The organism is Mesorhizobium sp. M0968 (assembly GCF_040319065.1).
GTDB lineage: Bacteria > Pseudomonadota > Alphaproteobacteria > Rhizobiales > Rhizobiaceae > Mesorhizobium.
In genome coordinates this window covers 306,647-330,106 of the sequence record NZ_JAMYNL010000003.1, presented here as the reverse complement: position 1 = coordinate 330,106, position 23,460 = coordinate 306,647, and the positions used below count along the sequence as shown (strand labels likewise).

The 23,460-nt window shown below is 63.3% G+C and carries 22 protein-coding genes; 12 read left to right on the top strand and 10 right to left on the bottom strand.

Features of this window, described 5'->3' with window-relative positions; translation table 11 throughout:
- The first annotated feature begins 55 nt into the window (after window positions 1-55).
- Window positions 56-2,143, top strand: coding sequence for a TonB-dependent siderophore receptor (locus tag NKH67_RS07070; protein WP_352469701.1), 2,088 nt, complete (start codon window positions 56-58; stop codon window positions 2,141-2,143).
- Window positions 2,143-3,357, top strand: coding sequence for an MFS transporter (locus NKH67_RS07065; protein ID WP_352469700.1), 1,215 nt, complete (start codon window positions 2,143-2,145; stop codon window positions 3,355-3,357). Before NKH67_RS07070 ends, NKH67_RS07065 begins: the two co-directional genes overlap by 1 nt.
- A 20-nt stretch (window positions 3,358-3,377) precedes the next feature.
- On the opposite strand, the gene NKH67_RS07060 is transcribed toward NKH67_RS07065, so the two are convergent.
- From NKH67_RS07060 to NKH67_RS07045, 4 genes are all read right to left on the bottom strand, one after another.
- The gene (locus NKH67_RS07060) at window positions 3,378-4,454 is read right to left on the bottom strand and encodes a siderophore-interacting protein (RefSeq protein ID WP_352469699.1); all 1,077 of its coding nucleotides are present in this window, start codon (window positions 4,452-4,454) and stop codon (window positions 3,378-3,380) included.
- A 194-nt stretch (window positions 4,455-4,648) separates the two neighbouring features.
- Window positions 4,649-4,963, bottom strand: a complete 315-nt coding sequence (locus NKH67_RS07055) for a nuclear transport factor 2 family protein (RefSeq protein WP_352469698.1) — start codon at window positions 4,961-4,963, stop codon at window positions 4,649-4,651.
- 18 nt (window positions 4,964-4,981) lie between these two features.
- Window positions 4,982-5,758, bottom strand: a complete 777-nt coding sequence (locus tag NKH67_RS07050; RefSeq protein ID WP_352502233.1) for an esterase family protein — start codon at window positions 5,756-5,758, stop codon at window positions 4,982-4,984.
- A 3-nt stretch (window positions 5,759-5,761) separates the two neighbouring features.
- Window positions 5,762-6,928, bottom strand: a complete 1,167-nt coding sequence (locus tag NKH67_RS07045) for an ATP-grasp domain-containing protein (protein ID WP_023679540.1) — start codon at window positions 6,926-6,928, stop codon at window positions 5,762-5,764.
- Between the two features lie 677 nt (window positions 6,929-7,605).
- Between NKH67_RS07045 and leuA the strand changes: the two genes are divergently transcribed.
- The 4 genes from leuA to NKH67_RS07025 all read left to right on the top strand — a co-directional run bounded on the left by leuA (window position 7,606) and on the right by NKH67_RS07025 (window position 13,056).
- Window positions 7,606-9,342 (top strand): 2-isopropylmalate synthase, encoded by a 1,737-nt coding sequence (gene leuA / locus NKH67_RS07040; protein ID WP_352469696.1) that lies wholly within the window; start codon window positions 7,606-7,608, stop codon window positions 9,340-9,342.
- Window positions 9,343-9,485: 143 nt separating this feature from the next.
- Window positions 9,486-11,273 carry a tetratricopeptide repeat protein gene (locus NKH67_RS07035; protein ID WP_352469695.1) on the top strand — a complete coding sequence of 596 codons (1,788 nt, stop codon included), beginning with the start codon at window positions 9,486-9,488 and terminating at the stop codon, window positions 11,271-11,273.
- A gap of 227 nt (window positions 11,274-11,500) precedes the next feature.
- Complete coding sequence (locus NKH67_RS07030) at window positions 11,501-12,304, top strand: alpha/beta fold hydrolase (RefSeq protein WP_352502235.1); 804 nt, start codon at window positions 11,501-11,503, stop codon at window positions 12,302-12,304.
- Between the two features lie 134 nt (window positions 12,305-12,438).
- Window positions 12,439-13,056: a hypothetical protein gene (locus NKH67_RS07025; RefSeq protein WP_352469693.1), complete on the top strand. Its 618-nt coding sequence runs from the start codon at window positions 12,439-12,441 to the stop codon at window positions 13,054-13,056.
- Window positions 13,057-13,132: 76 nt separating this feature from the next.
- Here NKH67_RS07025 and NKH67_RS07020 read toward each other — a convergent pair whose 3' ends face one another.
- Entirely contained in the window at window positions 13,133-14,077 is a 945-nt protein-coding gene (locus tag NKH67_RS07020; protein WP_352469823.1) for a metallophosphoesterase family protein, read from the bottom strand.
- Window positions 14,078-14,130: 53 nt separating this feature from the next.
- On the opposite strand from NKH67_RS07020, the gene NKH67_RS07015 reads away from it, so the two are divergent.
- Entirely contained in the window at window positions 14,131-14,631 is a 501-nt protein-coding gene (locus NKH67_RS07015) for an NUDIX domain-containing protein (RefSeq protein WP_352469692.1), read from the top strand.
- 306 nt (window positions 14,632-14,937) lie between these two features.
- On the opposite strand, the gene NKH67_RS07010 is transcribed toward NKH67_RS07015, so the two are convergent.
- Both NKH67_RS07010 and NKH67_RS07005 read right to left on the bottom strand, forming a co-directional pair.
- On the bottom strand, window positions 14,938-15,087 hold the full coding sequence (locus NKH67_RS07010) for a hypothetical protein (RefSeq protein WP_352469691.1): 150 nt from the start codon (window positions 15,085-15,087) through the stop codon (window positions 14,938-14,940).
- Between the two features lie 119 nt (window positions 15,088-15,206).
- Complete coding sequence (locus tag NKH67_RS07005) at window positions 15,207-16,196, bottom strand: glutathione S-transferase family protein (protein WP_352469690.1); 990 nt, start codon at window positions 16,194-16,196, stop codon at window positions 15,207-15,209.
- A gap of 281 nt (window positions 16,197-16,477) precedes the next feature.
- On the opposite strand from NKH67_RS07005, the gene NKH67_RS07000 reads away from it, so the two are divergent.
- The 4 genes from NKH67_RS07000 to NKH67_RS06985 all read left to right on the top strand — a co-directional run bounded on the left by NKH67_RS07000 (window position 16,478) and on the right by NKH67_RS06985 (window position 19,147).
- A complete protein-coding gene (locus tag NKH67_RS07000; protein ID WP_352469689.1) occupies window positions 16,478-17,032 on the top strand; it encodes a GNAT family N-acetyltransferase in 555 nt (184 codons plus the stop codon).
- Window positions 17,033-17,095: 63 nt separating this feature from the next.
- Entirely contained in the window at window positions 17,096-17,857 is a 762-nt protein-coding gene (locus tag NKH67_RS06995) for an SDR family NAD(P)-dependent oxidoreductase (protein ID WP_352469688.1), read from the top strand.
- 16 nt (window positions 17,858-17,873) lie between these two features.
- Window positions 17,874-18,635 carry a HugZ family pyridoxamine 5'-phosphate oxidase gene (locus tag NKH67_RS06990; RefSeq protein ID WP_352469687.1) on the top strand — a complete coding sequence of 254 codons (762 nt, stop codon included), beginning with the start codon at window positions 17,874-17,876 and terminating at the stop codon, window positions 18,633-18,635.
- A 173-nt stretch (window positions 18,636-18,808) separates the two neighbouring features.
- The gene (locus NKH67_RS06985; protein WP_023679553.1) at window positions 18,809-19,147 is read left to right on the top strand and encodes an ArsR/SmtB family transcription factor; all 339 of its coding nucleotides are present in this window, start codon (window positions 18,809-18,811) and stop codon (window positions 19,145-19,147) included.
- 89 nt (window positions 19,148-19,236) lie between these two features.
- Here the strand turns inward: NKH67_RS06985 and NKH67_RS06980 are convergent, their stop codons facing one another.
- On the bottom strand, window positions 19,237-20,241 hold the full coding sequence (locus tag NKH67_RS06980) for a L,D-transpeptidase (protein ID WP_352469686.1): 1,005 nt from the start codon (window positions 20,239-20,241) through the stop codon (window positions 19,237-19,239).
- A 312-nt stretch (window positions 20,242-20,553) separates the two neighbouring features.
- Here NKH67_RS06980 and NKH67_RS06975 point away from each other — a divergent pair, with 312 nt between their 5' ends.
- Window positions 20,554-21,351: a TrmH family RNA methyltransferase gene (locus tag NKH67_RS06975; protein WP_352502237.1), complete on the top strand. Its 798-nt coding sequence runs from the start codon at window positions 20,554-20,556 to the stop codon at window positions 21,349-21,351.
- A 136-nt stretch (window positions 21,352-21,487) separates the two neighbouring features.
- Here NKH67_RS06975 and NKH67_RS06970 read toward each other — a convergent pair whose 3' ends face one another.
- Together NKH67_RS06970 and NKH67_RS06965 are read right to left on the bottom strand one after the other, a co-directional pair.
- Window positions 21,488-22,651, bottom strand: a complete 1,164-nt coding sequence (locus NKH67_RS06970) for a coiled-coil domain-containing protein (protein ID WP_352469685.1) — start codon at window positions 22,649-22,651, stop codon at window positions 21,488-21,490.
- A 147-nt stretch (window positions 22,652-22,798) separates the two neighbouring features.
- Complete coding sequence (locus NKH67_RS06965) at window positions 22,799-23,380, bottom strand: DUF1134 domain-containing protein (RefSeq protein ID WP_023679557.1); 582 nt, start codon at window positions 23,378-23,380, stop codon at window positions 22,799-22,801.
- Window positions 23,381-23,460: the final 80 nt, after the last annotated feature.

Genomic DNA, 23,460 nt, shown 5'->3' with positions numbered 1-23,460 from the left:
AGCCCCTTCCGTCAATGTACGGAAGAGTGGAGACGAGTTGATGCGGAAACGGACGATGACATGGCTCCTGGGGATATCACTGCCGGGCAGCATGGCCCTGCTCGGCCTGTCCGGGCCGGCTCACGCCCAGGACCAGGGCGGCGTCACCGTTCTCAACAAGATCGAGGTCGATGCCGAGAGCGACGAGATCCTCGTGCAGGACGGCTATGTCGCCAAGAAGGACCGCATCGGCACCAAAACCGACACGCCGATCGCTAGGATTCCGCAAGCCGTTTCGGTTGTGACGCAAAAGCAGATCGAGGACCAGAAGCCACGCACGCTGAATGAATCGCTCGGCTATGTCGCGAGCGCCAATCCGAACAGCTTCGGCTTCGACACCCGCTATGATGCCTTCTTCCTGCGCGGCTTCCAGGCCTTTTACAACGGTATGTTCCGCGACGGGCTGCGCCAGTACAACGGCCCCTCGGCCTGGTTCAAGACCGAGCCCTACGGCATCGAGGGCGTCACCATACTGAAGGGTCCGGCCTCCTCGCTTTACGGCATCAGCGGTCCGGGCGGCATCGTCAATCTGGTCACCAAGCGCCCCAAGGAAGAACAGTTCCGCGAAATCGAAATGCTGCTCGGCGAACACAATCGCTTCCAGGCCGCACTCGACGCTTCCGGCCCGGTGAACGACGACGGCAGCATTCTCTACCGCTTCACCAGCCTCGGCCGCACCAGCGACACCGACCTGCCCGGTTATCCCGACGACAAGATCTATCTGGCGCCGGCCGTCACCTTCAAGCCGGACGAGGATACCAGGCTGACCATCCTCGGCGAATATTCGAAATCCGTCACCGGCGGCACCGCTGCCTTCTACAATTCAGGCGGCGCTCTGACGAACCTCTACGAGGGCGATCCCGCCTGGAACGACTTCGACCAGACCCAGGGCCGCATCGGCTACGAGTTCGAGCACCGTTTCAACGACGTGCTGACGGTCCGGCAGAACCTTCGCTACAGCGCCGTCGACAGCGACATCGAATATAGCGGTCATTACCCGGACGGCGTGGATCTGAAACGCTATTGGGGTCACTACACCGAGACCATGAAGAACTTCGTCGTCGACAACATGGCGCAGTTCGAATTCGATACCGGCCAGGTCAGGCACACGGCGGTAGCCGGCATCGACTACGCCTGGTCGAATTATGACGCCGGCAGCGGTATCTCCTACGTTTCCGTCGGTGACATCAAGGCCGCTCCGGTTCCTTACTCTGGCGGGCAGGAGATGAACCAGCTCGGCGCTTATCTGCATGACCAGATGGAGTGGAACGATTTCACCCTGTTCGCCAGCGGTCGCTACGACTGGGCCGACACCACCTCGACCGCCGCCGACTTCACCAGGTCCAAGCAGGACGACAGTGCCCTTTCCGGCCGGCTCGGCCTGTCCTACCAGACCGAATGGGGCATCACGCCCTATGTCAACTATTCGACGTCGTTCTCGCCCAATATCGGCTTCGTCTATGACGATGTCAGCAGCCCGATCGGTCGCGTCGCCCGTCCGACCATCGCGACGCAAAAGGAAATCGGCGTCAAATACGAGTTTGCCGATTACAACGCCGCCGTCAGCGCCGCTCTGTTCGACATCGACCAGAAGGATGGCGTCGTCTTCGACGCCTCGACCGGGATCAACAAGCAGCGCCAGCTCGACCTGAACTCGCGCGGCGTCGAACTGGAAGCCAGCGCCTCGCTCGACAACGGCCTCAGCATACTCGCCTCCTACACCTATCTGCGCGTGAAAATCGAACGCGGCGCCACGGGAACCGCAGGCAAGGAACTGTCGGCGACGCCAAATCACATCCTGTCGCTCTGGGGGCAGTACCAGTTCGAGGACGGCACGCTGCAGGGGCTCGGGCTGGGCAGCGGCGTTCGCGTTGCCGGCTCGAGCTATGGCGACGACACCAACACCTTCAAGAACGACGCGCGCGCCTTCGTCGACGCCTCGCTCTCCTACGATTTCGGCTACCGCAACCCCAAGCTCGAGGGCGTGAAGCTGCAGGTCAACGCCAAGAACCTGTTCGACACTCAAAAACCCATCTGCTCGGCCGGCTATTGCTACCGCGACGAGGGCCGCTCGCTGTTCGCCAGCCTGCGCTACCGCTTCTGATGTCGATCGCCGTTTCCAGCCGGGCATCGACGCCTGTCGCGATCGTCCTGGCGATCGGCGGGCTCTACGTCGCGCAGAGTGTGATCGGCGGCATCACCTGGGCGGGGCTGCCGGCGGTGATGCGCGACCAGGGCCTGCCGCTCGACCGGATCGGCCTGGTTTCGCTGATCGCGCTGCCATGGGCGCTCAAGTTTCTATGGGCGCCGGCCGTCGAGCGCTATCGGCTGCCGCCGGTCGGCAAGAACCGCACCGGCACGATCGTCGCCGCCGGTGGACTTGCGTCCATCGCCGGGCTGTGGGCCGTCGGCGCGCTCGGCCCGGAGGCCTGGTGGCCGGTCCTAGCCTGCCTGACCGTCGTCGCCTTCGCCGCCTCGACGGTCGACATTGCCTGCGATGGTTTCGCCGTGCAGAGCCTGGCCAGGGAAAACCACGGCTGGGGCAATGCCGCGCAGGTCGGCGGCGCCTATCTCGGCTCGGCCATCGGCGCCGGCCTGTTTCTGCTTCTGGTCGACACTTTTGGCTGGCGCATCGCCGTTTGGGCGATGGCCTTGCTGCTCCTGCCGCTCGGTCTGCCCTTCCTGCTCGGCGCGGCCAGCCGCGCGCGCGAGGAGACGCGCGAGCATGTTCCCAGCCTCCTCGACGCGTTGAAGCGTCCCGAAATTCGGCGCGGCCTGGCAGCGTCGGCCATCTATGTCCTGGCCCAGAAGGCGGCACTCGCCATGCTCGGACCATTCCTGATCGACGCCGGGCTCGACCTCTCGATGGTCGGACTTGTCAACGGCGTCGGCAGCATGTTCGTCGGCCTGGCTGCCGCACTCGCCGGCGGCGCTCTCGTCAAATGGTTCGGCCCGCGCAACGTGCTCGTCCTGGCGCTTTTCCTGCAGGCCGGATCGCTGTTCTTCTTTTCGGTCTTCGATCTTCTTGGTGGCTTCTCGACCACCGCTTTGATGGCCATCGCGGTGCTCAGCTCGTCCGGCTTCATGGCTCTCGGTTTCGTCGCGCTTTACGCGCAGTTCATGCGCTGGTCAGATCCAAGACAGGCGGGCGTCGACTTCACGCTGTTCCAGTGCATGGACGCACTGATGAGCATGGCCGGCGGGATCGCGGCCGGCTACGCAGCGCAGTATTTCGGCTATGGCGCGTTCTTCGCCGGCGCCGGCCTCGTCGCGCTGCTGGCGGTGCCGGCGATCATCATCGTATCCGACCGCCGGTGACCGCGGAGCATCGTCGCGCACTATTCTTCGCCACCGTCCGCCGCTTGCGCCCCGCGGCGCCAGTAGGCGGTGACCAGATGCCGGTCGCGCGGCACACCCCATTCCTTGCGGACGATCCTGCGGATCTCGCGGAAATCGCCGAACTCGCATCCGGCCCAGACATAGAGATTGTCGGCAAGCGCGGTGCGGTTCCGCTGCCGCAGCACCACCGGCAACAGGCTGGCCGTGCCGGCCTCGCGCCCATGCCGATAGAGCCAGGTGACGGCAACGGCCTCGCCCGCGGCCAGCGGCATCCGATCGTCGGGACCATCGACCTCGATGAACGCTTCGGCGCGGGTTGACGGCGAAAGCTGCTCCAGGATCCTGCCGATCGCCGGAAGCGCGGTGTCGTCGCCGAGCAGCAGCAGGTTTTGCGCCTCGGGCACGCCACCTCCGCCCGGTCCGATCATGCCGATGATCTCGCCGGCAACTGCCTTTTCGGCGAAAGCGGCCGCCGGCGTATCCATACCAGGGTGGAGGACGAAATCGACATCCAGCCAGCCGCTTGCGGCGTCCAGCGCCCGGATCGTGTAGACCCGCACGACGAGCGCGTCCTCGCCCGACGGCCAGACCATCAGGCCGTCGGCGCCCATCGACGGCCACACCGGCAGCCTGCCGCGCGGCGGCAGCAGCAGCCGCACATGCAGGCCGCCACGGCCAAAGCGGCCGAGATCGTTGCCGGTGAAGCGGACGCGCTGCATATGCGGAGAAATCCGCGTCGAGGACAGCACCGTGATCTCGCGGAAGAACACCGGCGTGCCAGCATCGCTGCCGTCGCCCTGCCAAGCGATGCCCCTGGTCGTGCCGAGATGTTGCGAGAAATGGCCGGCGACCGCCATCTTCATGTAGGACAGGCAGGTTTCATCCTCGGCCGCGACGCGGATCAGCACGTTGTCGTCACCGAGCGTCGCTTTCAACGAGCCGTAATGCGTGCGAAATTCCCAATGATCGGCAAGGCCGGTATCGATCTCGGATTCGCCATGCTCGGCGCGCAGCCTGTCCATCACCGACCGGATGGCGGCACCGCTGATCCGGGTTTGCGCACTCAATTGCTCCATCGCTAAGCCTTTCGATGCCGTTGAATTCGAGATCGCCCTGGACGTCGGCGCCTTTGCGGCATGCCACAGCCGGCCTGGCGTTTCCACTAAAAGATGATAAACATAGTCATGTTTTTGGCATCAAGCCAATGAGTCCCGCGCGAGCAACGGCGGCCGTGGCGGCGAGGTGGCCTAAAGGGCCCTCAAAATATCCTTCAGCTGATCACCAGGCTGGAGATGCGGTTGCCGTCCACGGTGAATGCCATGTCGCCCTCGCCGTTGAAGCCGTTGCCTGTGACGGCAATGCGGACGTGATAGGTCTCGCCCGCCGGTTCGATACGAATGATGCTAAGTTTGGACTGCACGCCGATATTGTCCGACTGGTTCCAGCGCGCAATCTGCTCGCGGCCCTTGAACGACCGGCCCCAGTCGCTCAGGAAGGCATCGGGCGTGAACGTCTCGAGGAAAGCCTTGGTGTCGCCGGCGTTGGTGGCTTCGACAAAGCGGCGGATGGCATCGGGCGTGGTCATTTCCTTCCTCCAGGTGGCCTAATCCAGCCGGTGCATCAGATCGTCGTCCAGCCAGCGAGCGAAGAAATAGACCAGTTGCTTGTGCCACCACGGCCAGTCATGGGCGGCATCGCCGCCCCAGTAGTCGACCCAGGCCGGAATCGACTTGTCACGCAGGATCTGTTCCAGCGCCTGCGTATCGGCAAGCATCCGTTCCTCCCAGGCACCCTGCCCGCAGCAGAAGATCAGCCGCAGCGCCTTCAGCCTGACAAGCAGCCCCGGATCGACGATACCCGGCAGGTAGTCGAGCGGCGAGTTGAAGAAAATCTGTCCGTCGAGCGCGCTGCCGAAGAAATCGTGGGTGGAGTAAACCCCCGACAGCGCGATGACGCCGCTGGCCAGTTCCGGAAAGCGGAAGACGAAATTCGACGAATGGTAGCCGCCCATCGAGCAGCCGCAAAACAGCGGCTTCAGCGTACGCCCGCCATTGGCCTCGGCCGCGGCAGACAGGAGTTCCGGCAGCGCCTCTTCGCGCACATAGCGGAAATACGCTTCATGCCGGGCGATGCGATGGGCCGGCTCGGCATGGTGGTCGAAGAAGGATTCCGCATCGATGCCGTCCAGCGTGAACAACTGGATGCGACCGGTGTCGACGAACTCGGCGAGAGCCGAAACCGCGCCGGAATCCTCGAACTGGTAGAACCGCCCTTGCGAAGTCGGGAACACAACCACGGGTCGGCCGGCATGGCCGTAGCGCTTGTATTCCATGTCGCGGCCGAGGTTGCGGCCAAAACCCTTGTAGTAGGAAACGTCCATCGCTCACGCCTTTTCCGCATGGATGTAGTCGACCGCCCGGCGCAGCGCCTTCGGGTCGGTGGAGCGCAGCTGATAGGCGTAGTTTCCCATGGCGCGGCTGAAAACCTCCTCGATGGCGTGATGATGGACGATCATGCCGCCATGGGCGGCCAGCACGTCGGCGTGGCTGTGCACATAGTTGAGGTGCCGCTTGCGGCTGGCATAGGCGGTGAAATACTTGCCCCTGTAAGGGCCGCCGGCGGCGTCCTTGACCACCATGTCGGCCCATGCGGCATAGACATCGATATCGAAGGTGTAATTGATGGCATCGGTCATCCAGGCGCCAGGCGGCCGCATGTTGACCTCCAGCGCGATGACCCGGTCGTCCCTGGTTTCGAACAGCTCGATGTGGAAGAAGCGCTCGCGCACGTCGAACGCCTTGAGGATTTTCCTGCCGGCCTCCTCGACCGCCCGGCTGATCTCGGGAAAACAGACATAGCTCATATGGCGGTCGCGGTTGACCACCTCCATGACGCTCTGGTCGTAGCGGTGGCTGGCGGCCAGCACCACCTCGCCGTCGCGGTTGACCAGCCCGTCATAGGTCACCACCAGCCCTTCGATGAATTGCTCCATGACGAAGCTGACGCCTTCCGGCTTGTCCCTGAAGAAGCTGTCGAGTTCGCCGGCGTTGGAGATTTTGAAAGTGTTCGAGGCGCCGGAGCCCGAATCCGGCTTCACCACCACGGGATAGCCGACACGGCGGATGAAGGTCATGGCGCCGGCGCGGTCGGAGCACTTGCGTTGCGGGATGGTTTCGACGCCGCTCTTGCGGAAGAACGCCCGCATGCGGCTCTTGCGTTTCAAATTCTTCACGAAGTCGAGCTTGGTGCCGAAGATGTTGAAGTCGGTGCGGATATTGGCTTCCAGCTCCAGCCAATGCTCGTTGAGCGATTCGAACCGGTCGACGCGGCCCCATTTGTGGATGAAATGGCCGATCGCCCGGAACACCGGCTCGTACTCCTCCATGTCGTCGATGCGGTAATATTCCGAAAGGGCTGCCTTCAATTTGCCGTCCAGCGCATCGAACGGCGCGTCGCCAATGCCGAGCACGGTGGCGCCGGCCTTCTTCAGCCGGTCGCAGAAATCGGCGCCATTGGCTGGAAAATGCGGCGAGAAGAACACGAAGTTCATGGACGATCCCTCCCGGCGGCAAGCCATCGCACCCCGCCGACAATCGACTCTGGCGCATTTGCCGGGCTCGGGGAAGAGCAACTGGATCAGGTGAGCGGCTGGGCCCGCGAAAGGTGACGCCAAAACCGTGAAATAAAAAACCCGCCACGACAGCGGGTCCTCGGCGCCAGTCAGCACCATACCCAAATTAGTAGCATAGCTGCCGGCACAAAGCAAGAACAAAGTTGCTGTAATCAGGAAAAATCGCTTGATGTCGGCGCCGCGCCTTCATTGCAGCTTGGGTTCCTCTCCCCCGTTTCGCGACGGCGAGGAACCCAGGTCTTGAGAGGCTGGATCGGCAGCTTCACCCATCTCCCATGCCCCCACTTGCCTCGCTTTGCCCGCTCCTGTATGAAATCCGCCATGAGCCCGCGCGCCACCTCTTTTGCGTCCCGTCCGACCGGCATTGCCGGCCAGACCGTTCGCGCGCTCGCCTCCACCCTGCTGCTTCTCGGCCTTATCGGCGATCGCCGGGTTCGCTGAAGGAGCGCCCGGCGGTCGAATTCGCCGCTCACGCGCACGCTCCTTGGCCAGTCACAAATTGGCACGTCACATCAAGCGAACGAAATTCTGATAAAGGCGCCGCTCGCCACCAATCCGCCTGAAGCTGGATCCGCGAGCCGCAGGGAGAAAAGACGATGAACGCACGAGAAGATATCCGTCTGAATGTAGAGGAAACCGCCAGCCCCGCGAGGGGCATGCCGGATGCTGCCCGGAAGTACCAGCCCTATCCGACCGTCGGTCTTGCCGATCGCACCTGGCCCTCGAAAGTGATCGACAAGGCGCCGATCTGGTGCTCGGTCGACCTGCGCGACGGCAACCAGGCGCTGATCGATCCGATGGGCCAGGAACGCAAGGCGCGCATGTTCGCCCTGCTGCTCGACATGGGGTTCAAGGAGATCGAGATCGGCTTCCCGTCGGCCTCGCAGACCGACTTCGACTTCGCCCGCTGGTGCATCGAACAAGGCAACGTGCCCGCCGACGTCTCGCTGCAGGTGCTGGTGCAGTGCCGGCCCGAACTGATCACCCGCACTTTCGAGGCGCTGAAGGGCGCCACCAATCCGATCGTCCATTTCTACAACTCGACCAGCGAGCTGCAGCGCCGCGTCGTCTTCGAGAAGGACGTCGCCGGCATCAAGCGCATCGCCACCGACGCGGCCAAGATGATCACCGACATGGCGGCCAAAGCCGGCGGCGGCTACCGTTTCGAATATTCGCCGGAGAGCTTTACCGGCACCGAGCTCGAAGTGGCACTGGAGATCTGCAACGCCGTCACCGAGATCGTCAAGCCGACGGCGGAGAACAAGCTGATCATCAACCTGCCCTCCACGGTCGAGATGTCGACGCCCAACATCTATGCCGACCGCATCGAATGGATGTGCCGCAACCTCGACAACCGCGAGAACCTGTTGATCTCGCTGCATCCGCACAATGACCGCGGCACCGGCATCGCCACCACCGAACTCGGCCTGATGGCGGGCGCCGACCGCGTCGAAGGCACCCTGTTCGGCAATGGCGAGCGCACCGGCAATGTCGACATCGTCACGCTGGCGCTCAACATGTACACGCAAGGCGTCGATCCCGGGCTCGACTGCTCCGACATCAACCGCATGAAGGACGTCTACGAATACTCCAACCAGCTGAAGATCCCCGAGCGCCATCCCTATGTCGGCGAGCTCGTCTACACCGCCTTTTCCGGCTCGCACCAGGACGCTATCAACAAGGGCATGAAGGCGCTGCGCAAGGCCAACACGCCGCACTGGGAGGTGCCCTATCTGCCGATCGACCCGGCCGATGTCGGCCGCAGCTACGAAGCCATCATCCGCATCAACTCGCAGTCCGGTAAGGGCGGCATCGCCTATGTGCTGCATGCGGATTACGGCCTCAACCTGCCGCGCAACCTGCAGATCGAGTTCAGCCAGGCCATCCAGGCGATCACCGACGCCGAAGGCAAGGAGGTGCCGGCCAGGCGCATCTACGAGCGCTTTCTCGACACCTATGTCGACCAGCCCGGCGCGCGGCTGAAGTTCCTCGACCACCACACCTATCCCGACACCGAGGTCAAGGGCCGGCGCGTGGTTGAAGCGGTGATCCTCGACAGGGGCAAGGAGGTGACCATATCAGGCACCGGCACCGGCCCGATCGACGGCTTCGTCGATGCGCTGTCGCGCCATGTCGGGGTGCCGATGTCGGTGCTCGATTATTCCGAGCATTCCATGCAGCGCGGCTCGAATGCCTCGGCCATTTCCTATGTCGAGATGGAACATCCGGGCGGCAAGCTGTTCGGCGCCGGCATCAACACCAACATCGTCGCCGCCTCGCTCGAAGCCGTGGTTTCGGCGGCCAACCGCATCGTCGGCCGAAAGGGCGGCTAGCCGGGACTGCCAGGCCCGCGCATCAGCCCACCGGAAATTTTATCCGGTGGGTACGCTATCGCACCATAAGCACATGCTTGTAAGGCGCCGCCAGCGCGATATGATTGTACCTCAACCTGTGCCGAATTCGAAGGGATCGACACTTGCAGCATACCACGCCTGCCGCCCCCGCAGTGCGCGAAACGTTGGAGCGATTGCTTGCCAGCGAAACGTTCGGACGATCCGAGCGCGCGCGCAAGCTGCTCCGCTACCTGGTCGAGCGCGAGCAGGCAGGCGAAGCCGATAGGCTCAAGGGCTTCTCCATCGCGATGGACGTGTTCGGCAAGGACGGCGATTTCGATCCGTCGACCGATGCGGTGGTGCGGGTGCAGGCCGGCAGGCTGCGCGAGCTTCTGCAGCAGTATTTCGCCAATGAGGGCGTTGCCGAACCGGTCCGCATCGCCATTCCGCGTGGCGGCTATGTTCCGTCGTACGAACTCAACGCCATTCGCTTGCCGGCAGAGGCTAAGGCAGAGAGCAAGCCGCAGCCGGCGACAGAGGAGGCGACAAACGCCCCGCCCGGATCGCCGGAAGATGCCCGCAACCGGGCACATCCGGCTGCATTGCTGAGCGTTCCAGCCGTCGCCCCTGCTGCTCCTTCGCTGCAACGCCATTTGCAGTTCTTCTGGCTGGCGATCGCGCTGGTCATCCTCATGCTGGGTGTGCTGATCCTTCGCCAGGGTAGCGTGGTGTTGCTGACCGGCGGCGACACGGCGGTCGAGACCGCGGTGGCGACCGGCAGCATTGCAGCGCCTCCGGTTGAAAACCTCCCCCAGGTCTACATCGCCATCAAGGCCGACAGCGACCTGGCTCGCCGTGTCGCCGCATCGCTGCGCGCCGGCCTCAGCGGCTTCGATACCATCAATTTCATCGGCCGTGATGCCGACAGCCCGCCCGATCCAGTAACCGACGCCGCCAGCTTCGTATTCGATGTCCTGCCCGGGCCGCGTAGCGGCGACATCATGCTCGAGCTGCAAAGCGTGGCGACCGGCCGCGTGCTGCTCTCACGCAACCTGACCGCCGGCGACAGCGCGAACACCGCCATCGAGGACCAGATCTCCGGCATTTTGACCTCGGCTCTTCCCGCCTCGGGCACGATCTACAACTACATCGAGCAGAGCGGCATCCAGACCGGGCTGACGGCGTGTCTGGTGCTCAACGGCAAATATTATCTCGACCAGAATGCCCAGACGCATGAAGCCGCCTACCGCTGCCTCGAAGATCTTGCCAACCGGGAGGCGAAGTCGTCGCTCGTCTATTCGGAACTCGCGTCCTTGCATCTCGAAGCGGTCACCGACCACTATCCCTACCCCGCCGACGCGACGATCGACAAAGCCATGACGTTTGCCCATCGCGCCATCCAGATGGGCCCGACCAGCCCCTACGCGCACCGCGCCCTTGGTTACCTCAATTCGCGCATGGGCGATTCCGCGGAATCGATCCGCTGGATGCGCAAGGCCTATGAGCTCAATCCCTACGATCTCGCAATGGCCGCCGCCTACGGCTACGGGCTGGTTTTCGCCGGCAAGTACAGCGAGGGCGCCCCGATCCTTGCTCACGCGGTGGACATCGCCAGCGCCCATCCGACATGGTGGGATTACGGGCTGTTCGCCGGAGAGTTCATGATGGGCGACATGAACAGGGCCACGCTTGCCAGCGACGGCTTGCGAACGACTGAAATGAAATCGCATTATCTGGCGGCGCGGCTGATCGGCGCCAAGGCTGCCGGCCGCGAGAAGCTGGCGAGCAGGCTGCTGCAGGAACTGACCACCAAATTTCCGAAATTCGCAGCCGATCCGCGCACAATCTTCGTCGAGCGAAGATATCCCGCCGATCTGACCAACCGGCTGGTGGAGGCCCTGCGTGCCGCCGGGCTTGGCGGCGCCAGCTGACGTCTCCCGGCGCGTGCACGACGTCAGGTGATCGCGAAGATTTTACTGGCCATCCGGACGGCCAAAGCGCAATTCAGACACAATTTGAACCGGCCAATCTGATGCCCCATAGGTCTGATCCCGCATAGGCTGATCTCCACATAAGTCTGACCCCCGCAAAAGACTGATCCCCGCATAAGACCGCCCCGGCATCCTGATTGATTCCGGCACCAAGCCATAAAGTTTGCATGATCCCTTCCCTTTACGCCGCCGAACGGGGCACCGGCCCGACAACGATTGCCTTCCTGCATGGTTTCGGTGGCTGCCACGACGACTGGCGCGATGTGGCCGAGTCTCTGGCGCCCGGCGCGCGGACCCTGGCCTATGATCTGCCGGGACATGGGCTGTCGCTCGATTTTCCGGGCGGCGGTCCGGCCAGGATTGCAGCCAGTGCCGTCCTTGCGGATCTTTCCGCTCGCGGGATAAAGCGGGCCCATCTCGTCGGTCATTCGATGGGCGGCGCGGTGGCCGCCCTGATGGCATTGAGCGAGCCCGAAAGAATGGCGTCGCTGACGCTGCTGGCGCCGGGCGGTTTCGGTCCTGAGATCAATGGTCCGCTGCTGCGTCGCTACGCCGCCGCTGCCGGCATGGATGAAATCCGCGCCTGTCTTGCCGCCATGTCGGGACCGCAAAGCCGGCTGCCGCAGCATAGGGTCGAACTCGTCAGCGAGATGCGCCAGCGGCCCGGCCAGTTGCGTACACTTGTCGAGCTCGCAGCCGCCATGACCAGGGATGATCGGCAAGGCGTCATCCCGAACGAGCGGCTTGAAACGCTGAATATGCCAATCATGGTGGTTTGGGGAACCGACGACGCGATGCTGCCCGTCAGCCAGGCGGAGGGCGTGCCGAAGCATTTTCATCTGCACCACGTGCTGGAAGCCGGCCATATGCTGGTCGAGGAAGCGCCCGGCCTGGTCGTCGAGGCCGTCCGTCGGAATATGCGACGCCGCAGCAGGCGGCTTCGTCCGGGATTCGCCGCTGCGGCGAGCTGATCGGTCTTCGCGCAGGCACGGCGGCGGCGCTGGTGCTCATCCAGCGAACCCTTGTCCGCTCCTCGATCTCGCAAGTGCAATTTGCCGGCGGCTGTGTTAATTCGGTGTTAACCAAACCCCGCGAGGCAACGCCGATGAAGGACGCAGGCGAGAACATCACCCAGATCGATCAGTCGCGAAAACTGTCCGATGCCATTCGCGACGTCAAAAACGCCTTCGCCGACCGCGACGACGTCGTCGTCGAGATGCGCGAAGCGCATCGCATGCGGCTCGATCTGCTTGCCGCCGAACTCGCGTCGGTCTTCGGCGACGTACCCACCGACATGGACAGTTTCGACTTCGCCGTCTCGTCCGGCCTGCAGCCACGGCTGTGGATCGACGCCGTCAGCCATGTCGCCATGGGACGCGACCGTCGCACCTACCGCTTTCTCAAGGACACGCGCATCGGCCGCGTCGTGCTCGCCGAATCGACCGAGATGAAGGTCGTTGCCGACCAGGTGACGCGCTATGTCGCCGAGCGCGTCGTCGAACGCCAGAGAATGATGGAAGGCGGCATCGAGCAGGCCGTCGCCGGCCTGAAACGCGCCCTGGTGGCGGAGGCTGAGCCGCCGCTGCATGTCGCTGCGCGCAGCAACGGCTGGTCGGCGTTCTTCTCGGGCCTCGGCCTGATCGCCGCCGGCGCGCTGGTCGGCCTGGCGATTTCGCTCGTACTGTTCTGGGACCGCATCGTTGCAATGAAAATCAGCTTCTAGAGCGGTTCAGCGTTTCACGGAGACGCTGAACCGCTCTATCTCTATGCTTTGACGCAACTCCGGACCGAAAACCGCTTCACACTTTTCCTGGAATTGCTCTGGCCATCGACGCCTCGGCCCTCACGCCAAGCTCCATTGTCTGCAGGTCGCTGGGCGGCAATGCCGGCCCGGTCAGGCCGCGGCGCGTCAGCCTGATCCGCCAATTGTCCTTTTCACCGTCGATGTCGAGCAGATTGTATTGCGCCGGCGCATGCGAACTGCCGGGCGCCTGCCCCGCCGCGGCGACCCCGACCACCGGAATTTTGATCTTGCGGGCGCCGATGAAGAACAGCGACGGCACATGCGAATGGCCGTGCAGCACAAGCTCGGCACCATGCCGGTGAAGAACCTTGTGGAAGCGCGAGATGCCGAACAGCCGCTTGTTCTGCGAAACGGCGCCGCGCACCGGCGGATGGTGGATCATGATCACCCGGAACAGGCCGCTCTTGCCTGTGGCGTCGAGGATGCCGCGCAGCCTTTCCGCCTGGCCTTCCAGAAAGAAGCCGTTGGCCATGAACGGAGCCGTGGCGCGCGCCGTCGAGACGCCGACCAGCGCAACATTGCCGCGTACGCGCAAATAGGGAAAAGTGTTGCGGTCGACCGGCGTGTTGACGCCGTCGCCGGTCATCCACGCCGCCCAGGACCGGCAGGTCTTGTCGAAGGCGCCCGGCACATAGGCGTCATGGTTTCCCGGCACGACCGACACGTCATTGGGCGAGCCCAGCGTCTCCAGCCAGTGCTTGGCCATCTCGACCTCGCCGTCGAGCGCCAGATTGACTAGGTCGCCGGTGATGGCGAGATGGTCCGGCCCGCTGGCCTTCATGTCGGCGACGATGGTGTCGATGACTGCATCATGCATGTAGCGGCGGCGGTTGCGCTGCCAATTGACGTAACCGACCACGCGCTTGGAGGCGAGATCGCGATAGGTTACATCGGGAAGCGGCCCCAGATGGACATCGGAAATATGCGCGAGCCTGAACATCTTTTCTTCATAGGCGAGCCGCGCGCGGCTTTCCACTCACGGTTTCGCGGACGATGACGACGCCGGATCCGGAGCAAGCCCTGCGTCAGACCGGCTGGCCGGGCTTCAGGGCGAGGCTGTTTCACCTGTATTTCGTACTGCGGCGGCCGATGACGCTCGGCGTGCGCGGCTTGATCCACGACCGCCCCTCCAATTCCGTCTTCCTCATCCGCCACACCTATGTCCCGGGCTGGCACCTTCCGGGCGGTGGCGTCGAGTTGGGCGAAACGATGATCGAAGCGCTGACACGCGAAGTCTTCGAGGAAGGCAACATCGCGCTGACCGGACCGCCGGTGCTGAAGTCGCTGCATTTCAACCGCCGCGCCAGCCGCCGCGACCATGTCGGCCTCTATCTGGTCGAGGAGTTCAACCAGCCAGCGCCCAAGCTGCCCGACCGCGAGATCGCCGAAGCCGGCTTCTTCCCGCTCGACCGCTTGCCCCAGGGCACGACACCGGCGACGCTGCGGCGGATTGCCGAAGTTTTTGGGGGGAATTCGGCATCGCCTTACTGGTAGATCATCTCTTCAACAGCTTTGGCTGCGTCGGTATAGACCGGCAGCATTCATTGTTCTCAGAGAGATAAATGCTGAGCGATGAGGAGAAAAAATGCAACACAGCCAAAACGATAGATTTAGAATCGCGCTCTATGTATCACTTTACACGGGAATTAATGGGATAACATTTTCCGTTATAGCGTTAATTTCGACAATAGTTCTTGGGATAGATCCATACATGTTAGCAAAAGTTGGAAGATTCATCCAATTCACAATACAATTAGTTGCGGCATTCGTGACATATTTCGTTTTTATAAAGCGACATGCTCAGCTTTTTACTCGCACTGAATTCTGGAAAATGGTCGGCTTCTCAACCCTGATAGAAATGATTTTGGGAATGGCTGTGCTTCTGCCGTCGGGATTGTTACGCGCAATCCCGCCCCAGATGTCGGTCGTGATCGTCATGATCAGCGGCATCGTTGCGTTCCTTGCAACGTCGCTCGGCTACTCCAATCGATTTGGAAATACCATATTGAAAGCTGAACTCGTTAGAAGGGCAAAGATGGACTCCGAGACCTTCCGCTAGATCGCTGATTTCACGCCGCATTCCTGAACCTGTCCCGGTCATGCGGCGCGCCGTAGTCCAGCTCCGGCCCGACCGGCACGATGCGCGTCGGGTTGATGGTCTCGTGGCTGCCGTAATAATGCGCCTTGATGTGGTGCAAATTCACCGTGCCGGCGACGCCCGGCACCTGGTAGAGATCGCGCAGGTAATTCGACAGGTTCGGATAGTCGGCGATGCGGCGCAGATTGCACTTGAAATGGCCGACATAGACCGGGTCGAAGCGCACCAGTGTCGTGAACAGCCGCCAGTCCGCCTCGGTGATGCGGCCGCCGACGAGATAGCGCTGCCTTGACAGACGGTCCTCCAGCATGTCGAGCGCCGAGAACAATTCGCCGAATGCCTCCTCGTAGGCTGCCTGCGTGGTGGCGAAGCCGGCACGGTAGACGCCGTTGTTGACCGCGGGATAGACCAGCGCATTGATCGCATCGATCTCGCCGCGCAACGGTTGCGGATAAAAATCGAGCCTGGCATCGCCCCATTCGTCGAAGGCCGAATTGAGCATGCGGATGATCTCGGAGGATTCGTTGGAAACGATGGTCTGCTCGCGTTTGTCCCACAGCACCGGAACGGTGACTCGGCCCGAATAGCCGGGATCGGCCCTGGTGTAGATCTGGTGCAGGAAATCGAGGCCGTAGAGCGTGTCGCCGGTGGCGCCGTCCTCGGCCAGGAACGTCCAGCCGTCGGCGCCCATGAAATGATGGACGACCGAGACGGAAATCACGTCCTCGAGTTTTTTGAGCACGCGAAAGATCAGCGTCCGATGCGCCCACGGGCAGGCGAGCGAGACATAGAGGTGATAGCGGCCGGGCTCGGCCTTGAAGCCGCGTTTTCGCCCTTCGGCCGGCGTGCCGTCGCGGGTCACCCAGTCGCGCCACTGCGACTGCGCCCGCACGAACCTGCCGCCGCTCTCCCCGGTATCGTGCCAGCGGTCCTGCCATTGGCCTTCGACTAGCAATCCCATGCAATATCCTTTCGCGTTCCTACGCGATGTAGGGCACCAAGCGGCGCTGCGGAAATCCCCGATGCTGAACAGATCGTCAACGGCTGCGTCGTCGAGTGCGCGTCGGCTGCGCGGGCCGATTGCGGCGGCTGAAAATTGGTGCTAGCGGACATCCGCATGTTCGACTTTGCCGTGATCCGGTTCGACCGACGACGAAAGAGCGCCCGCGCTTGATGAAGCGCTGACTGGCGAACGCTGCCGCTTGCAGCAAACCTTTCCTCGCATACCGGAACGCAAAGACCATGAGCCTTGCCGACTTGAAATACCTGGCCGACGTGAAATACCTGCCGGAAACTCCGGCGCACGATCCTGAAATCGAAGCCATCAATGACGAGGCCTTCGGGCCAGGTCGTTTCGTGCTCGCCGCCTACAAGATCCGCCAAGGTGGCCCGCATGAACGGGCTTTGTCCTTCGTGGCCGTCGATGGCACAATCGTCGTCGCCTCGGTACGGATGACGCGCATCGCCGCCGGCGCTGGCCGCGCGCTGATGCTCGGGCCGCTCGCTGTGCGGCCGGCCTTCAAAAATTTCGGCATCGGCCGCCGGCTGGTGGCAATCGCGCTGGAAGCCGCCGCCAACGCCGGCGCGCCGGCGGTGATGCTGGTCGGCGACGAACCCTACTACGGCCCGCTCGGCTTCAGGAGGCTGCCGCGGGGGCAGATCTCGATGCCGCGTCCGGTCGACCCCGACCGGCTTTTGGCGCACGAGATCGTGCCGGGCGCGTTGGCGAGGCTGGCGGGCGAGGTTTGCCACGCCGACCAGGCAAGGATTGCCGCGCACATCGCCGCGATGGCATGACCGTGCCGGCGCTGTCGCACGGTGGCTTGGCGGCATAGTCTGGACACGGAGGAGGACGTCGAGATGAACCCGAACGGCCAGATTGCGATCGTCACCGGTGGCGGCTCCGGCCTTGGCGAGGCGACGGCGCGCGCTCTTGCCGCCGGCGGCGCCAGGGTTGCCGTCCTCGATCTCGGTATCGAGCGTGCGGCCAAGGTGGCGGCTGACATCGGCGGCATCGCCGTCCGATGTGATGTGAGCGACGCCGAGAGCGGTGCCGCCGCAGTCGCGGAAGCGGCAGAGACGCTCGGCGCACCGCGCATCCTGGTCAATTGCGCCGGCATCGTTGTCGGCATGAAGACGATCGGCAAGGACGGACCGCATCCGCTCGATCAATACCGCAAGGTGATCGAGGTCAATCTGATCGGCACCTTCAACATGATCCGCCTGGTCGCCGACCGGACCGCCAGGCTCGAGCCGCTGCAGGGCGGCGAGCGCGGTGTCATCGTCAACACCGCGTCGGTCGCGGCCCATGACGGCCAGATCGGCCAGGCCGCCTATTCCGCGTCCAAGGCCGGCGTCGTCGGCATGACGCTGCCGGTGGCGCGCGATCTCGCCCGCTCCGGCATTCGCGTCTGCACCATCGCACCCGGCATCTTCAGGACGCCGATGATGGCCGGCATGCCGCAGGAGGTGCAGGATTCGCTCGGCGCCGCTGTGCCCTTCCCTTCCCGTTTGGGCGAGCCTTCGGAATACGCGGCACTTGCCTTGCACATCATCGAGAACCAGATGCTCAACGGCGAGACAATTCGCCTCGACGGCGCCATCCGCATGGCGCCGAAATAAATGCGACGGTGATGCCTTGGACGAACCTAGGAAAGACGTGATCCGCGCGACCGATACCGAGGCGATCAGGCTGGCAAAGACGCTGATCCGCAGCGCCCGTTTCGGTGCGTTGGCAGTGCTCGAACCAGGAACCGGTTCGCCGCTGGCCAGCCGGGTCGGCGTCGCCACAGACATCGACGGCACGCCATTGATCCTGGTATCGATGCTGTCCACCCATACCGGCGCCATCCTTGCCGACCCGCGCTGCTCGTTGCTCGTCGGCGAACCCGGCAAGGGCGATCCGCTGGCGCATCCGCGATTGACGCTCGTCTGCCGCGCCGTGCGGCTCGAACGCGGAGCGAACGAACACGCCCGTGCCGAGCGGCGCTACCTCAACCGCAACCCCAAGGCAAAACTCTATGCCGGGCTCGGCGACTTCTCGATTTTCCGGCTCGAACCGGAGCGCGCCAGCCTGAACGGAGGCTTCGGCAAGGCCTATCTGCTCGACCGCACCGATCTGGTCGCGACGGGAGCGATCGTCGAAGAGCTTGCCGCCGGCGAGCAATCGGCGCTCGACCACATGAACGCCGACCATCTCGATGCGATTGCCCTCTACGCAAGTCATTTCGGCGGGGCCGAGAGTGACGGCTGGATCGTCACCGGGTTCGACGCCGACGGGATGGATCTCATATCGGGCGACAATGTCTGTCGGGTTTTCTTCCCCGAGCCGCTGAGAGCGGCGCGCGACCTCAGGCCTGTCCTGGTTGACATGGCCAAGGCTGCCCGATCGGCAAATTAATCACAGCCGCACAGTTAATCGGCTTGCGTGGAAAGCAAGCCTTGAGATTTGAGCGAAATGTTCTACCTTTGCGAGTGACGCTGAATCGCTGGCGTGCATCTATAGGGAAAGTCTATGGAATCCGACGCTATTGCCCCCATAGCGGCGGATGAGCAAGAAGGCATGGGGGATCTATGGTCTCGAACAAACTAGTCGCCAACGCCGGAACCGCGGCTGCGTTTCTGACGCTGATGGGCAACGAAAAACGTTTGTTGATCATGAGCTATCTGGCCGAGGGCGAGATGTCGGTCGGCGCCATAGCCGAGAAGGTATCGCTCAGCCAATCCGCCCTGTCACAGCATCTGGCCAAGCTCAGGGCTTCCGACCTTGTCGAGACCCGCCGCGACCGGCAAATGATCTATTATTCCTGCAAGTCCGCGGCGGTGCGCGAATTGCTGCACATGCTGGACGGCATTTTCGGCGAAGGTGAACTGTCGCAGATGGCGCACCGGCTGCGTCGCGCCGGGACCTGAGCGGCCGAGGCGGAGAATGCCCCGCCAAATCCGCTTTGCTGCCAAGTCCGCTTTGCTGCCAAGTCCGCTTTGCTGCCAAGTCCGCTTTGCTACTGAACGCGCTCGTCGGCGGCCTGCGCAATCTCGTCCTTGAACTCGACCTTCGTGCCCGGCTGCACCATGGAGGCAAGGTCTTCGGCATCCCAATTGGTCAACCGGATGCAGCCATGCGAAAAGGTCGTGCCGATCTTGCCCGGTTCGGGCGTGCCGTGGATGCCGTAGCTTTCGATGGAGAGATCGATCCAGACCGATCCCACGGGGTTGTTCGGCCCGGCAGCGATGGTGAAGGGCCGCTTGGTCTTGACTCCCTTGAAAGCGAAGTCCGGATCGTAATGATAGGTAGGGTTGTGCACCACGCGCCTGACCTCCGCCATGCCGCTTGGCGCCGGCTTCTCCTCGCTCCCAATCGAGGCGGGGTAGACCGCCAGCCATTTGCCGGCACGGTCGAGCACACGCACCAGGCGAGCGCCCTTGTCGACCTCGACGGTGGCGACGCCGGCGGGAGGGTCGCCTCTGCCGACATCAGGCACCACCAAGGTCCTGCCTGGTTTCCTGAGGCTGGTGCCCGGATTGAGCATTCGCAGCAATTGGTCGCTGACGTGGAAGCGCTCGGCCAACCTCTCCACTGCATTGCGGTAGCCGAGCCGCCGCAAGCGGGCCATCCTCTCCAAGCGAGCCGGAATACGCCTGGTGAAAGGTCCGCGCACATCCTTGCGCATCACCTCATAGGTCACCAGCACCGGCTTGGCGGAGGTTGCGATGAGTTTGCTCCAGGTTTGTGGACTGAGCTTGCCATCGGGCGGAAGTCCGTTTGCCGCCTGAAACGCGGCGACGGCTTTGGCGAAGTTCCGGGAAAGGCGACCGTCGATGAGGCCCGGCGAGAAGCGGGCGCGATCCAGAAGGATCTGCGCCTTCAGCAGCATCGGATCGACACCCTTCGGTTCGCCGATAGTGAATTGGGACTGATTGACGGTGGCTGGATCGAGCTTGGCCGCGCGGGCCACGCCGCATGCGAGGGCAAGTGTGGCGGCAAAGACGAGGAGGAGCCTGATCATCGATGTCGTCCCAGGACCGCAGCAGGAGCCCGCCTCTATGACGCGGCATGGCCCCGTGGGGTTCCTTCGCCGCATCGAAATTCTGCATTGAAGCGGCTTGGCCGAAGTGCCGTGCCGCGGGAATCAATATCTCCATGCCGCCAGGAGGCCAGGCAAGGCGTCTCGGCCCGGCGCCTTGTGATTGGATTTGACCGTTAGAACGGCGTGCATCCATTTGGACGCTGAGATACGGTCAGAGCTTCGGATCCGGCATCATGCCTTCCGAAGCCGAATCCCGATTCGCGGCCGACGCCAAGATCCGCCGAGGAAGCCATGAATCCGATCCGCATAGACGACCCGCAGGATCCTCGCGTCGCCGCCTATCTCGACATCCGGGAACGCGATCTTGCCGGCCGGCAGGGCCGTTTCGTCGCCGAAGGCAAGGTGGTGCTCGACACGCTGCTTGCCGCCCGTCGCTTCGAGGCAGAATCGGTGCTGGTGCTCGAGAACCGGCTGGCCGGCCTCGATGACGTCCTGCGCAAGGCGCCTGCCGGGCTTCCGATCTATGTCGCATCCGGCGAAGTCATGGACAGGATTGCCGGATTCCACATGCATCGCGGCATATTGGCGATCGGCCGCAAGGGCGCGGCCGTCTCCGCTGAAGCTTTGCTCGGCGCACTGCCCGCCCGCGCGCTGATCGTGGTGCTGGTCGGCATCGCCAATCATGACAATATGGGATCGATCTTCCGCAATGCCGCCGCCTTTGGCGCGGATGCCGCGCTTCTCGATCCGACCTGCTGCGATCCGCTGTACCGCAAGGCAATCCGCGTCTCGGTGGGCGCGGCCTTGAAAGTCCCCTTCGCCTGCTTTGCCGATACCGCCGGCTGCACCGCAATGCTCGACCGGCAAGGCTTCAGCCAATTCGCCTTGTCGCCGCGCGGGCAGATCGACATTCGCGATGCCAAGAGAAACGAGCGGCTGGCGCTCTATCTCGGCACCGAGGGCGAAGGCCTGCCGGAAAGCCTGCTTGCCCGCCTGCAGACGCTGCGGATCGGTATGGCGCAGGGCTTCGACAGCCTGAACGTCGCCGCCGCATCAGCCATCGCGCTGCATCATTTTTCCGGAGCCTAATGCATGTCGCGCAAAAGTGTGCAGCGGTTTTGCGATAACGACATGCATCAAACAAGAACTTAAAGCGCGTCCGATGAGGCCGGTCGAATGCGACGTGCTTTTAGAGCCGGGGCGTCCCGCTCGCGCTTGTGGAATCTTAGTCGGTCGAAGCGGCCTTCTGCAGCGCCCGCACCCGATCGGCAAGGCTGCGTCCGCCGCTCCCCGGCCGCGTATCCTCAGGCGCTGCAAGCGCCCGGGCGATCGGCGAATCCGGCCCGTCGAGCTTTGCCGTCAAGGCCACGACTTGCGCCGCCAGATCGTTCATCTCTTCGCGCAATGCCGCGCTGGCGCTGCCGGTATCGTCTCCGGTCCGCGATTTCGACGTTTCGACGGCAGCAAGATCTGTCTTCAGCCGCCTGTTCTCGCGTGCCAGCGACGTCAGCCTGGCCTCCAGCCGCTCGCGGTCGGCGTCGAGCTTGGCGGTTGTCTGTTCGATGTCGCCGTTGGCGGCCACATTGACCTGACTGCCTGGCACGCCGGCAAGACCCACCGCAGGCGCCCTTTCAGCGCCTTTCGGCTTTTCGCGAAGGCGCACCAGTTCCTTCTCGCGGCGCTCGAGCCTGTCCTCGCGATCGGCCAGCGAGGCGAGCAGGCGTTCGACCTTCTTTTCCAGGTCGCCGGTTCTTTTCTTCTCGGCCTTCAGCGCGTCCCGCAAAACCTTGCTTTCGGCTGCCAATTCCTGGCTGCGCCTGTCCGCCTCCTTGCGCTGGCCGCGCAGCAGCGAAATGTCGCTTGCCAACTTCTGCAGCTCGGATTCGCGCGCCACCAGCTCGATCTGCCGGCTGCTGGATGAAAAACTGGCGTCGTCATACATGTGCTCCAGTTTCCGCAGTTCGAGCCCGCGCTTTTCGAGGGCGCGCTCGGTCTCCGCAAGCCGTTCCGACAGCTGCTGCAGTTGCTCATCGCGCTTGCGAAGCTCCTCGCCGCTGGCTGTAAGATCGGCGACGACCCGGTTCTTGTCCTGTCGCTCGGCCGCCAATTCCTTCAGGGCTTCGCGGTCGCGGCCGATCTCGACCAGCTGTTCGGCGGCTTTCTCGCGCAATGACTTGACGGTCATTTCAAGCCGGCGCACCGAAACCGCGAACTCGGCGCGAATGCGATCCTTGTCCGCCTGGATCTCGGCCAGCGTCAACGGCATCGAGCCCTCGACGCGCTTGCGCGTCAGCGCCACCGCCCGCCGCCACACGGCCGGAGCAATCATCAGCGCCAGAAAGCCGGCGCAGAGAAACCCGAGAACAAAGAACAGGATCGACTGGACCAAGATGACTATCCGTTGTGCATGGCAACCGCCAAAGGTCGACTTTGCCATCTTCGCATGACGGAAATCCGGCGCCACGGCAAGAGTATGCTGCGGCAAAGCTCAGACCGTGGGATCACAGCTCCAATCGCAGTGGCGCCATCATGCAGGTCAGAACGGATTCCAGGTCGCGCGCTGGGTGAGCTTGAGGTAGCCGAGATTGACGCCGAGACGAGCGCCGACGCCGGTACGGATCGGCACGAGCAGCACATTGTTGTTCTTCAGCACGTTGAAGCCGACGCCGGCGACGACATAGGCGGAGCCGGCGACGCCGCCAAAACGATTATAGAGGCTGCTCACATCGTCGAGATTGTAGACCAGCATCATGACGCGCGAGCCCTCGCCGCCGAAATCCCAGCCGAGCGAAGGGCCTTGCCAGAACACTTTGTGGTCGCCGGCATTCTTGGTGTAGAGCGTGCCTTCGCCATAGGTCAGGCCACCGATCAGCGCCCCGGACCCCTCTTCGCCGAGCAGATAGCCGTTCGGCAGGCCATAGGTGGCGAAAATCTTCTCGACGACGGTGGCGAGCCCGCCCGACGTCGCGCCGAAGAATTTATGACCGGAATCGACGATCTCCTGCGCGGTGTATTCCTGCGCCCGCGCGGCCGATGCCGAAAAGGCGACAAGGCCGATGAGCGCGATCGTCATTGAGATGACACGGAAAAAAGTCCGGTCGTAGAATCGGGAAACCATGCTTCCAATCTCCGTCAGGGAGCACTTTCGCCGACGCCTCGCACCCGTACGGCTCTTTGGCGGCCGTTAAGGATGACTGT